The 12,309-nt window shown below is 65.6% G+C and carries 12 protein-coding genes; 6 read left to right on the forward strand and 6 right to left on the reverse strand.

From position 1 onward, the window contains the following. Window positions 1-174: 174 nt before the first annotated feature. On the forward strand, window positions 175-639 hold the full coding sequence (locus tag QCE64_RS27465) for a universal stress protein (RefSeq protein ID WP_309925173.1): 465 nt from the start codon (window positions 175-177) through the stop codon (window positions 637-639). A gap of 19 nt (window positions 640-658) precedes the next feature. On the opposite strand, the gene QCE64_RS27470 is transcribed toward QCE64_RS27465, so the two are convergent. Continuing rightward, window positions 659-1,405 (reverse strand): IclR family transcriptional regulator, encoded by a 747-nt coding sequence (locus tag QCE64_RS27470; protein ID WP_309934120.1) that lies wholly within the window; start codon window positions 1,403-1,405, stop codon window positions 659-661. A gap of 125 nt (window positions 1,406-1,530) precedes the next feature. Between QCE64_RS27470 and QCE64_RS27475 the strand changes: the two genes are divergently transcribed. Then, on the forward strand, window positions 1,531-2,751 hold the full coding sequence (locus QCE64_RS27475; protein WP_310007277.1) for a fumarylacetoacetate hydrolase family protein: 1,221 nt from the start codon (window positions 1,531-1,533) through the stop codon (window positions 2,749-2,751). Between the two features lie 512 nt (window positions 2,752-3,263). Here the strand turns inward: QCE64_RS27475 and QCE64_RS27480 are convergent. The 3 genes from QCE64_RS27480 to QCE64_RS27490 form a co-directional block, all read right to left on the reverse strand. Next, on the reverse strand, window positions 3,264-4,247 hold the full coding sequence (locus QCE64_RS27480; RefSeq protein WP_310007279.1) for a substrate-binding domain-containing protein: 984 nt from the start codon (window positions 4,245-4,247) through the stop codon (window positions 3,264-3,266). Window positions 4,248-4,338: 91 nt separating this feature from the next. Continuing rightward, window positions 4,339-4,743 (reverse strand): DUF302 domain-containing protein, encoded by a 405-nt coding sequence (locus QCE64_RS27485; RefSeq protein ID WP_309925180.1) that lies wholly within the window; start codon window positions 4,741-4,743, stop codon window positions 4,339-4,341. Window positions 4,744-4,757: 14 nt separating this feature from the next. Continuing rightward, window positions 4,758-5,264 (reverse strand): GAF domain-containing protein, encoded by a 507-nt coding sequence (locus QCE64_RS27490; RefSeq protein ID WP_309925182.1) that lies wholly within the window; start codon window positions 5,262-5,264, stop codon window positions 4,758-4,760. A gap of 284 nt (window positions 5,265-5,548) precedes the next feature. Between QCE64_RS27490 and QCE64_RS27495 the strand changes: the two genes are divergently transcribed. From QCE64_RS27495 to QCE64_RS27510, 4 genes are all read left to right on the forward strand, one after another. Beyond that, on the forward strand, window positions 5,549-6,790 hold the full coding sequence (locus QCE64_RS27495; protein ID WP_310007281.1) for an ROK family transcriptional regulator: 1,242 nt from the start codon (window positions 5,549-5,551) through the stop codon (window positions 6,788-6,790). Then, window positions 6,780-8,324 carry a sugar ABC transporter ATP-binding protein gene (locus QCE64_RS27500; RefSeq protein ID WP_310007283.1) on the forward strand — a complete coding sequence of 515 codons (1,545 nt, stop codon included), beginning with the start codon at window positions 6,780-6,782 and terminating at the stop codon, window positions 8,322-8,324. The genes QCE64_RS27495 and QCE64_RS27500 overlap by 11 nt, the downstream gene beginning before the upstream one ends. Window positions 8,325-8,347: 23 nt before the next feature. Then, window positions 8,348-9,379 (forward strand): ABC transporter permease subunit, encoded by a 1,032-nt coding sequence (locus QCE64_RS27505; RefSeq protein ID WP_309934124.1) that lies wholly within the window; start codon window positions 8,348-8,350, stop codon window positions 9,377-9,379. A gap of 86 nt (window positions 9,380-9,465) precedes the next feature. Beyond that, window positions 9,466-10,413, forward strand: coding sequence for an ABC transporter substrate-binding protein (locus tag QCE64_RS27510; protein ID WP_309925188.1), 948 nt, complete (start codon window positions 9,466-9,468; stop codon window positions 10,411-10,413). Window positions 10,414-10,422: 9 nt separating this feature from the next. Here QCE64_RS27510 and QCE64_RS27515 read toward each other — a convergent pair whose 3' ends face one another. Then, entirely contained in the window at window positions 10,423-11,370 is a 948-nt protein-coding gene (locus QCE64_RS27515; protein ID WP_309925190.1) for a hypothetical protein, read from the reverse strand. Between the two features lie 71 nt (window positions 11,371-11,441). Then, a complete protein-coding gene (locus QCE64_RS27520; RefSeq protein WP_309934125.1) occupies window positions 11,442-12,182 on the reverse strand; it encodes a hypothetical protein in 741 nt (246 codons plus the stop codon). Between the last annotated feature and the right edge of the window lie 127 nt (window positions 12,183-12,309).

The following is a 12,309-nucleotide window of genomic DNA, read 5'->3' on the forward strand; positions in this document are numbered from 1 at the left end:
GGAGCGAACGTGCGTGCGGCTTGGCACGGAATTGTTCTGCCTGTCCGGACGCACATGGGCGCGCGGCTTTTTAAGCCTGTGAGTAAAACTTTCAGCGGCCTGGCGGCATGAGCGCTCATCTCGCTCTAAGTCTCGTGGCACAGGATGGCGCCTGTACTCGACCGGAGATGCACCATGTACAAGCACATTCTCGTAGCCGTCGGCACCAGCCTCAGCGATACCGCCCTCACGGCCGCGATCCACTGCGCACGCGAATCCAACGCGCGCCTGACCGCGATGCACGTCGTCGATCAGACGCCGTGGTGGGCCGTCGTGACCGCGGATTGCAGCACGGCGGAAACCCTGGCGGTCATCGACCAGCACGCCCGCGCCGTCGCGCGGCATTGCATGCGGCGGATCAACGAGGCGGGCATCGAGGGCAGCGCGTTCACGCTCACCTTGCCGCTCAACGCGAATCTGGGCGAGACAATCGCGAAGGCGTCGACGGAACTGGGCGCGGACCTGATCGTGCTCGGCGGCGAGGCGGACATCGGCTGGAGTCATGGCGACCAGCGGCTGCGCGATGTCGTCCGTGCGCACGTGAAATGCAACGTGCTGATCGCGTCACATCTGGCGACGCACGCGGAAAGCGTGATGTAGCGTTCGCGATGCAAGCGCGTCAGAGCGTGCCGCGCAGTTGCGTTGCGAGCTGCACGATGCCGATGCAGATACGCCGCTCGCGCTTCGCATCGAGCCGGCCGATGGGCACGCTCGTCGACACGGCGATGCGTTTGCCGGCCGGCGTCATCCCGACATAGGCGGCGAAGCACGCGAGCCCTTCGGCGACTTCCTCGCGTTCGACGGCCAGACCGCTCGTGCGGATGGCGGCGAGTTCGCGGAGCAAGGCAGTACGTCGCGTGATGGTGCGCGGCGTGACGGCTTCGAGCCGTTCGGGCAGGCGCTCGATGACGGCTTCATCGGACAGTCCCGCCAGCAGCGCCTTGCCGAGCGCGCAGCAATGCGCGGGCAGCCGCGAACCGGGATCCGACACGAGCCGCACCGGCCGATGCGCATCTTCGCGCGCCACATACACGACATGGATGCCGTCGAGCACGGCGAGCTGCACGACCTCGTTATGCTGGTGGATGAACGCACCCGCGCCTTCGCGGAACGCCGCCTGCAGCGTGTCATGGCGCACGTAGGCATTGCCGAGCTCGAACAGGCCGACGCCGATCACATAGCCATCGTCGCGCTTCTCGATCCATTGCATGCGCGCGAGCGTTTCCAGCATCAGGTAGAGCGTGCTGCGCGACAGCCCCGTCCGTTCCGCGAGCGTCGCGGCGCGCACCGGCTTCGCAGCGGCCGCGAGGGCTTCGAGAATGTCGCTCGCGCGCCGCAGCGCAGGGACATCGTAGGTTTTTTCCATGCTGCGGTGTGGCCGATTCAGGGCACACAGTTTCCAACAGGTTGGATAAACAATCAACCCAATGGACACTTCAGGGTGGTGCGGGCTACGATCGGCTTTCCTTTTTCAGCCTGTCAGGCAAAGCCATGCAAACCGTCACCGTGACCTCCTGTCTGCCCGAAGATTTCGCCGATGCCGTATTGATCGGCCGCGTCTGGCGTCCCGCACCCGTGAACGGGCCGAGCGTCGTGGCGGTGCGTCAGGGCGAAGTGTTCGACATCACGCGCGCCGCGCCGACTACCGCCGATCTCTTCGATCACCCCGAGATGATCGACATTGCCCGCCATGCGGAAGGCGAGCATCTCGGCAATGTGCAAGACCTGCTGCAAGCGACGCTCGATGCCACGCCCGACAGCGTGCGGCTACTCGCCCCGTGCGATGTGCAGGCGGTGAAGGCATGCGGCGTGACCTTCGCGGTGAGTTTGCTGGAGCGCGTCATCGAGGAACACGCGGGCGGCGACGCCAGCAAGGCGCAGGAAGTGCGTGACACCATCAATACGCTGATCGGCGCCGATCTGTCGAAGATCAAGCCGGGTTCGGAAAGCGCGGCCAAGTTGAAGGCCGAACTCGAACGTCGCGGCGCGTGGTCGCAATACATGGAAGTGGGCATCGGGCCTGATGCCGAAGTGTTCTCGAAGTCGCAGCCGATGTCGTCGGTCGGTTTCGCGGCGGAAGTCGGGCTGTATCCGACATCGCAATGGAACAATCCTGAGCCGGAGATCGTGTTGGCCGTGAATGCGCGTGGTGAGATCGTCGGCGCGGCGCTCGGCAACGATGTGAATCTGCGCGACATCGAAGGCCGCAGCGCGCTGCTGCTCGGCAAGGCGAAGGACAACAATGCGTCGTGCGCGATCGGTCCGTTCGTGCGCCTGTTCGACGGACGCTTCACGCTGGATTCAGTGCGCCAGACGAGCGTGTCGCTGCGCATCGAAGGCGCGGACGACGGCTTCGTGCTGGAAGGCGTGAGCCACATGAGCGAAATCAGCCGCGATCCGGCGGATCTGGTGAAGCAGACGCATGGCGCGCACCATCAGTATCCGGACGGCTTCATGCTGTTCCTCGGCACGATGTTCTCGCCGATCAAGGACCGCGACACGCAGGGCGGCGGCTTCACGCATCATCTCGGCGATGTCGTGACCATCTCGACGCCGAGTCTCGGTGCGCTGGTGAATACGGTCAGGCTTTCGACGGAAATCGAACCGTGGACGTTCGGCGTCAGGGCGCTGTATCAGAGTCTCGCCGCGCGGGGGTTGATGGGGGCAGCGGGGGTTGAGGAAGTCTGTTGTCTTGACGGGTGTAAAAGCTGAGCTGTCGAAACGATAGTAGTAGGTGCCTCGCCCCTGCTCGTTCCGGCTGCCATGCACGGTCAGCAGCGCACTGTCTTTTCGATAGGCAATCGGCTCGGTGATATCCAGTGGCCAGTCGGACACGGTGAAGGGCAGCATCACGACCTTTCCCGTGTTCGAATCGATTGCGGCAGCCATCACGCAACCCGCGCCGCAGCCCCATTCCGCAAGGATGTGGTGACCCGCGAAGTTGAGCTTGCCTCTGGCGGCTGTGCTGATCTGCGTTGCGTAGCGGCGGCTCTGACTAGAGTTCAGTTTGGGTTTGGGTTTGATCGGTCGAGATGACGGTTCGACCACCATTGGATAGTCCGCGAAAACCGGCGCGACAGGCTCGGCGCGGCAATTGCCCGCAACGAACAGGAAGAGAACGCAAGCCGCGAGATGCTTCCGCATGGTGACAGTCTTCCCGATGAATTCATCGAAGACATTACGCGGACGCCACCACGCGCGCTACGCGACTACTCTTAAACCCCTCACGACGCCCCCAGCCGAAACCCCTTCGGCTGTCCCTTGGTCACGAGTTGCACCGGCGTCTCCATATAGGGCGAAAGATCCCGCTGCCTGCGTTTTTCCAGCAGCGCTTTCACCGCGACATCCACGCCGAATACCGCCTGCCTCGCGCCGAACTGCTCCACGGTAGCGAGCAGGCGGCCGTCCTCGAGCATCGGCTGGACGGCCTCGATGTTGTTGTAGCCCGTCACGAGCACCCGGCCCTTCTTGCCCGCGATGCGCAGTGCATCGATCGCGCCCATCGCGATGTTGTCGTTGGCGCACATCAGGCCGCGCACCATCGGATGCCCCGACAGAATCTGCAGCGCGGCGACCTTGCCGCTTGCGGCGTTCCAGTCACCGCCGTCAATGGCGCTCACCCGCATGCCCGCCGCGTTCATCGCGTCCTTGAAACCCGCCGAGCGCTGCTGCGAATTGCGGTCGTTCGAAGGGCCTTCGATGATCCCCACTTCATCGCCCGGCTTCAGCTTCGACGCGAGATACGTGCCGACGAGCTTCGCCCCGCGCCGGCTGTCCGGCCCGACGAACGGAATCACGACTTTCGCGTCGTCCTGCGCGCGTTCGTCGAAGGGATTGTCGATCGCGATCACGATGATGCCCTCCACGATGGCCTTCGCCGTCACCGGCAGCAACGCCCGGGAATCCGCCGGCGCGATGACGATGGCATTCGCCTTCGCATCGATCAGCGACTCGACGATGCGGATCTGTCCGGCGACGTCGTTGTCCGTGTCCGTGCCGCGCGTTTCCAGATTGAGTTGCGATGCGAAGTGACGCTGGTAGTTCTTTGCGCCTTCGATCATCGACATGACGAACGGGTCTTCCAGCGACTTCATCACCAGCGCGATGGTCGCCGTGTCGGTCGCGGCGAGCGCATCGCGTCCGCGCGCCAGACCGCATGCGCTGAGAGCGCAGGCGGCGAGCAGGCGGCGGCGGACAAGGCTCGTCATGAAATGAAAGAGTGAGGCCGATGGATCGCCTCATTGTAGACGCAGCCGTCCGCGCTCTGGCCAAGTCCCGCAGCGACGCGGGCCTTTCGACTCAGCGCGCCGCCGCCTCCACGAGCGCGGGCAGGCCGCTGACAGGTTGCATCAGGCCGGCATCGAGCCCATGGCGCGCGCGCAGATAGTCGGTTGCGTTCCAGGAAAGCCACGAGCCGCCCTGCGCGTCCTCCCAGGCCAGCACCTTGAGCGGCAGGTCGAGCGCGGCGGTGGGAACGGCCTGCATCAGCGGCGTGCCAGCCTGCGGATTGCCGAACACGAGCAACTGGCTGGGCGGCATCGCGAGGCCGGCGCGCGCGGCGTCGCCGCTGAAGTCGATGCGCGCGAACAGCATCAGCCCGCGTGCGCGGATCAGTGCTTCGAGCTTGTCGGCAGTGGCGAGTGCGCCGTGCGCGCTCGCCATCGTCTCGACGCCGTTTCCGGCGCTTGCATCGGGCATCGACATGAGGCCTCCGAGGTTCAAGGCGCCGCGCGGTTCTTCCAGGCCAGCGAGACAAAGGCCCTGCACAGCGCTTCCATGCCGAGCGCGTCTTCGTCGTCGAAGCGGTTGGGCACGGGACTATCCACATCCCATACGCCGATCAGCGTGCCATCGGCGGCGATCAAGGGCACGACGATCTCGGAACGCGACGCCGCATCGCAAGCAATGTGGCCGGGAAAGGCATGCACATCCGGCACGACCTGGGTCCGGCGCTGCTGCGCCGCCGTGCCGCACACGCCGCGTCCGAGCGCAATGCGCACACAAGCCGGCTTGCCCTGAAACGGACCGACGACGAGTTCCGTGCCGTCGAAGAGATAGAAGCCGGCCCAGTTCAGATCCGGCAGCGAGTGATAGAGCAGCGCCGAGAAATTCGCTGCATTGGCGATGAAGTCCGGTTCGTCGCTGACGAGTGCGCGGGCTTGCTGAAGCAGGTCGTCGTATTGGGCCGCCTTGCTGGCGTGACTGGTCGGGGAGATCGAAAACATGATGGCGACGAAGTTGGGCCGCAGCGCGGGCGCGTCCGCGACATCGAAAAAGTGTCGCCGACGATAGCACAACGGTCAGCGTCTCGCTGTCGATGCCGGAAAGCCCTTTGCAAGCAAGCTCCGCGTGCCTTGGCACCGCGCGAGACTCGCGACGCCACTGAAAGGAACGCTTAAAACCCCCTCCGGGATTTCCCTCCTTTACTTCGCTTCGCCGGCGGCATTAAATCAACCAACTTGATTTAATTAATGGCCACGCCAAGATGGCCCTCTGACGGAGACATCGAGTGAAATCCCCGAGCGGCAAAGGAAGCAACTCCGCGAACGTGCGCCGGTACAACGAGCGCCTGCTGCTGCAGGCGCTCAGGCGTACCGAACCCGCGTCGAAGGCCGACCTCGCGCGTCACGCGAACCTGACCAGCACGGCTGTCGGCAGCATCGTCGATTCGCTCCAGCAATCGGGTCTGATCGAATATTCGGGACGCCGTCTCGAAGGCCAGCGCGGCCAGCCGGCGTCGCTGCTGCGGCTCGATCCGCGCGGCGCATTCGGGATCGGCGTGCGGCTGGACCGCACGGGCATCGAGACGGTGCTCGTCAATTTCGCCGGCGACGTGCTCGCCCGCAGCGCGCTCGATTCCGTCCTGCCGCATCCCTCCACGGTGCTGAAGATCGTGCAGCGCGACGTCGGCAAGATGCTCTCGCTGCTGAGCGAGGCCGAGCGCGAGCGTCTGACGGGCATCGGCGTCGCGCAGCCGTTCAATCTCGGCAGCTGGCTGCGCGAACTCACGCTGCCCGCCGACACCTTCCGCGCCTGGGACGAAATCGACTTCGCCGACGAACTCGGCCGCGCGCTCTCCCTGCCCGTCTTCAGCGAGAACGACGGCAACGCCGCCGCCACCGCCGAACTGTTCTACGGCCACGGCCGCCGCTGCGACGATTTCGTCTATCTGTTCCTCGGCTCGGCGATCGGCGGCGGCATCGCGATTCATGGCGACTGCCTGCGCGGCGCCTCGGGCAATGCGGGCGACATCGGCGTGATTCCGGTGCCGCCGAGCCGCCTGCCGTCCGCGCCGCAGCCGGCCGGCCAGTGGGACATCCTGCTGTCGCGCGCATCGCTGAATGCGCTGGTGCGGCATCTCAGCTACTGCGGCGCGGCCGCCGACAACCGCGTCGATCTTCAATCGTGCATCGAGCGTGCTCTGCCCGCCGTCGACGAATGGATCGACGACTGCATCGAGGCGCTCGCGCCCGCATTGCGCGCCACGCTCTGCGTACTCGATGTGCCGATGGTCGTGATCGATTCCGACATCGACGGCGGCCTGCTCGACAAGCTCGTCGCGCGCCTGGCCGCGACGCTCGCCGCCAACGCGCCCGAAGCGCGCGGCACCCCGACGCTCGTGCGCGGCACCTTCGGCCCGGATGCGGGTGCGATCGGTGCGGCCACGCTGCCGCTGTTCTTCAACTTCTCACCGCGCGCGGCGATCCGCCACGCGGGCATCAAACCGCAAGAGGTGAACCATGCCGCATGACGTATCCAGCCGGCCGCCGCTTCTCGAAATGCGCGGCATCAGCAAGACTTTCCCCGGCGTCCGCGCGCTCAACGACGTGCGGCTCTCGGTCTATCCCGGCGAAGTGCATTCGCTGATGGGCGAAAACGGCGCGGGCAAGTCCACGCTGATGAAGATTCTGTCCGGCGCCTATCAGGCCGATGCGGGCGGCCAGATCCTGATCGACGGCGCACCCGTCACGATCGACGGTCCGCTCGCCGCGCGCTCGCTCGGCGTCGCGGTGATCTATCAGGAACTGAGCCTCGCGCCGAATCTCTCGGTCGCCGAGAACATCTACGCGGGGCGCGAGCTGCGGCGCGGCCGTCTGGTGGATCGCGCGGGCATGGAGCGCGGCTGCGCCGACGTGCTCACGCGGCTCGGCGCCAACTTCAGGCCGCATACGCTGGTGGGCGATCTGTCGATTGCGGAACGTCAGCTGGTCGAGATCGCGCGCGCCGTGCATGCGCAGGCGCGCATTCTCGTGATGGACGAGCCGACCACGCCGCTGTCCTCGCGCGAAACCGACCGCCTGTTCGCGCTCGTGCGCCAGTTGCGCGAGGAAGGCATCGCGATCATCTATATCAGTCACCGGATGGCGGAGATCTATGAACTCTCCGACCGCGTGTCCGTGCTGCGCGACGGCTCCTATGTCGGCACGCTGATGCGCGAGGAACTGTCCGCCGAAAGCCTCGTGAAGATGATGGTGGGACGCGACATCTCGGGCTTCTACAAGAAGGAACACGCGGCCTACGATCCCGGCAACGTGGTGCTCTCCGTGCGCGATCTCGCCGATGGCAAGCGCGTGCGCGGTTGCAGTCTCGACCTGCACGCGGGTGAGGTACTGGGCATCGCGGGGCTGGTCGGCGCGGGGCGCACCGAGTTCGCGCGTCTGATCTTCGGCGCGGAGCCGGCCGTGCGCGGCGACGTGACGATGCACGGCAAGCCGCTGAAGCTGCGCACGCCGCGCGATGCGATCGACGCCGGTCTCGTCTATCTCACCGAGGACCGCAAGCATCAGGGCCTGTTCCTCGACATGAGCGTGCGCGACAACATCAACATCACGATCGCCGGGCGCGACGCAAAGATGGGCGTGATGGACCTGCCGCGCGGCAACTCGCGCGCGAAGGACGCCATCGCCGCGCTCACGATCCGCGTGCCGAACATGCGGGTGAACGTCGGCGCGCTGTCGGGCGGCAACCAGCAGAAGGTGCTGCTGTCGCGCCTGCTGGAGACGAAACCCGACGTCCTGATCCTCGACGAGCCGACGCGCGGCGTGGACATCGGCGCCAAGTCGGAGATCTACCGGATCATCAACGATCTGGCGCGCTCGGGCGTCGGGATCATCGTGATTTCGAGTGAACTGCCGGAAGTGATCGGCGTTGCGGATCGCGTGCTCGTGATGCGCGAAGGCGAGATTGCGGGCGAACTCGGCGGCCATTCCGGCAAGCCGATTTCACAGGAAAGCATCATCGAACTGGCGACCGGCTCGAAGGCCGCGCTCGGCCAGGCGGCTTGAGCCTATCTGGACTGGAGAGAGACATGGCTAACACGACGAAACCCCACGACACCGCGCCGGCTTCCAAGGCGGACAACCCGGCAGAACGGCAGACGCGCATCGAGCACAAGGAACGCATGCAGGTGCTGATGCGCACGGCGGGCATGCTGCCGGTGCTGATCCTGCTGTGCATCGGCTTCGGCATTGTGACGGACGGCTTCTTCAGCCTCCAGAACCTGTCGATCGTCACGCAGCAGGCGTCGATCAACATCGTGCTCGCAGCCGGCATGACCTTCGTGATCCTGACGGGCGGCATCGACTTGTCCGTGGGCTCGGTGCTTTCGGCGGCCGCCGTCACCGCGTTGCTTGCCTCGAACCTGCCGGGCCTGGGCTGGCTCGGCATTCCGGCGGCGCTTGCGGTCGGACTGGGCTTCGGCGTCGTCAACGGGCTGCTGATCGCGCTGCTCAAGCTGCCGCCGTTCATCGTGACGCTCGGCTCGCTGACCGCCGTGCGCGGCATCGCGCGGCTCATCGGACACGATACGACCATCTTCAATCCGCAACTGTCGTTCGCGTTCATCGGCAACGACTCGCTGTTCGGCGTGCCCTGGCTCGTCATCATCGCGATTGCCGTGGTCATCATCTCGTGGTTCATCCTGCGGCGCACCGTGCTCGGCCTGCGCATCTATTCGGTCGGCGGCAATCCGGAAGCGGCGCGGCTCTCGGGCATCAAGGTGTGGGGCATCGAGCTGTTCGTCTACGCGATCTCCGGCTTGCTCGCGGGTCTCGGCGCGGTGATGTCGGCGGCGCGTTTGTACGCGGCGAACGGCCTGCAACTCGGCCAGTCCTATGAACTCGATGCGATCGCCGCCGTGATTCTCGGCGGCACGAGCTTCGTGGGCGGCGTCGGGTCGATTGTCGGCACGCTGGTGGGCGCGCTCATCATCGCGGTGCTGTCCAACGGTCTCGTGCTGCTCGGCGTGTCGGACATTTGGCAGTACATCATCAAGGGCCTGGTGATCATCGGCGCCGTCGCGCTCGACCGTTACCGCCAGCGCGGCTCGGCCCGCACCTGATCAACTCTCTTATCCTCCATCCGGGCGCTCGCAGGGTCCGCTTGCGCCCGACTCAAACACGAACGGACCAACCTGGAGACAACACCATGCGCAAGCACACCCCGCTGTTCGCCGGCGTCGCACTCGCCCTGGGAATCGGCCTGTCGATCTCGGCCCATGCCGCCGACAAGCAACTGAAATCGATCGGCGTCACGGTCGGTTCGCTCGGCAACCCGTACTTCGTGACGATTTCGAAAGGCGCGGAAGCGAAAGCCAAGGCCATCAATCCGGCCGCGAAGATAACAGCCGTGTCGGCGGATTACGACATGAACAAGCAGTTCACGCAGATCGACAATTTCATCTCGGCGCATGTGGACATGATCCTCATCAATGCCGTGGATCCGAAGGCGATCGAGCCAGCCGTGAAGAAGGCCAAGGCGGCGGGTATCGTCGTGGTCGCGGTGGACGTCGCGGCGGCCGGCGCCGATGCCACCGTGCAGACCAACAACGTGCAGGCCGGAGAACTCGCGTGCGACTTCCTCGCGAAGAAGCTGAACGGCAAGGGCAACGTGGTGATCGAGAACGGGCCGCAGGTATCGGCGGTGATCGACCGGGTGAACGGCTGCAAGAGCGTGTTTGCGAAGAACCCGGGCATCAAGGTCCTGTCCGACGATCAGGACGCGAAGGGCTCGCGCGAAGGCGGCATGAACGCGATGCAGGGTTATCTGACGCGCTTCCCGAAACTCGACGGCGTGTTCGCGATCAACGATCCGCAAGCCATCGGCACGGATCTGGCGGCCAAGCAATTGCATCGCAACAACATTGTGATTACGTCGGTGGACGGCGCGCCCGACATCGAATCCGCGCTCAAATCCGACACCATGATCCAGGCGTCCGCGAGCCAGGACCCGTGGTCGATGGCGCAGCAGGCGGTGAGCGTCGGCTACGACCTGATGAACGGCAAGAAGCCCAGCAGCACGATGATCCTGATGCCCTCCACGCTCATCACGCGTGAGAACGTCGGTAACTACAAGGGCTGGTCGTCGCCGCGCTGAGCGCGGTGGTTACCTGAGCGGCAGCACGCGGAGGGCGCTCGGCCGGCTGGGCGAAGTCGAGCGATCCACCGCGACCAGCCGCTTGCGCGCCACGTCCACGGCGACGCCGCGCGGCGCGTCCAGATCGTCGGCGATGACGGTGGGGCGGCCGCGCTTCGAGAAGCTGCAGACGGCGTGCGCGCCGCATTTCGTGTAGAGCGTGCCGTCGGGCGCCGCGGCCAGCAGGTCGGGCGCTTCGACGGTCGCGAAGACATCGCTGGCCGCAAGCGGCGCGTCGGCGGTGCGCGCCGCCGGCAAATCCACCCGGTAGATGCGGTTCGCGGCCTGATCGCTGATATAGAGCGTGTCGCCGGCCAGCGCGAGTCCGACCGGCTTCTTCAGGCCCGTGACGATATCCTGCTCGATCACCTGCCGTGGCGCCGCGCCGCGCGTGATGATGCTGACGCCGCCCGTCGCGGGCGCGTCGCCTTCCTTCGAGAACCAGCTCGACAGGAACGTGCCGCCATCGAGCACCAGCAGACCCAGGCGACGTCGCGCGGCATTCGTGTCGGACGCGAGGTTGACCTGACCGCTCGGTGCGACATCGAATACGGCGCTTGACGAACCAAAGCCGAAGCGCTCAACCAGCAGATGCCCGTTCGGCGCAAACGCGATCTGGCTCAGGCTCACGCGCTGACCGTCCGCCGCCGGCAGGCGCGCGTAGGGCGAAAACGCGGGCGCTTCCGCTTCGCCGATATGCTGCGTCATCTGGATGCCGTTACTGTCGTCATCGGTGACGAACACGGCGCCGTCCGAATCGCGCACGGCTACGCTGTTTGGCGTGCCCGTCAGCGGCACCTTCTGCGCCGTCGTCGTCACCGGGGCGACCGAGCCGCAGGCTGCCAGAAGCATCGTTGCGGCAAACGCCGTCATCAGTTGCCGGTTCATCGCGATGCCTCCCATCGAGTGGATGTCCATCCTTTCCTCCAGCTCAGATGATAGTGGCCCGCTTCAACATGCGCCCACTTGGCAAGCCTTCGACCCGCCTTTCAATTGTTTTGCGGATGATGCGGATCCGTGTCGTCCGTATGATGGCTGCCGGGAATGCCGCCTCCTCCGCCCCCAAGCCCTGCACCACCGCCACCGCCGCCGCCGCCTCCTCCTCCGCCGCCGCCCTTGCCTCCCTGACCCTCGCCCTGCTTGCCCTTGGCTCCGGACGGCCGCGCCGGACCCTGTGCTGGAATGCGGACCGTCATAGGCACCGCATCCAGATCGAGCGCGTCGCGGATGAAATCGCGCAGCGAGATCACGAGTTCAGCCGTATGAATCGGCCGCCCCTGCACCATCTCGGTCGCGGCATGAGCGGCCAGACGCACCTGTTCTTCCGTGCCGAGCAAGATGATGTCGGCCAGCGCGGCCTCCACCGAGTCGCGTATGCGCCGCGACCTTTCCGTTTTGCCCGGATCGTGAGCATCGCGTGCCGCACCGGAATCATCCAGCGCGGCAAGGGCGTCATCGACGGCGGGCGGCACGGCCATCGAAGCGCGCCTGAGATCCTTGAGATGGGTCGGATCGACGGCAAGATTGCCGGTGAACGATCCTCCCAGCGTCTTGTACGCGGCGATCAGCGTACGCAGCCGTTCGTTGATCTGCCGGTTGGCGCGCTCGCGCCGCTGCTGGACCGTCTGCATCAGCAGCAAGCGGACACCGACGCCGATCAGCGTGACGACGGCCAGCGTGAAGAGCGTCGAAAGAAGGGTTTGCCAGGAACTGAAGTTCAGGTCGCGCATGGGGGGACGTCAGGAAAGATGGGGATGAATGACGCGCTTTCACAACTGCACCTGATGCAGTTGAACAGACAGGCATTGCTGTCGCTGATGGCCGCTGCGGGACCGTACTGAAACGCCTACGCCCTGA

The organism is Caballeronia sp. LZ043, assembly GCF_031451075.1.
Taxonomy (GTDB): domain Bacteria; phylum Pseudomonadota; class Gammaproteobacteria; order Burkholderiales; family Burkholderiaceae; genus Caballeronia.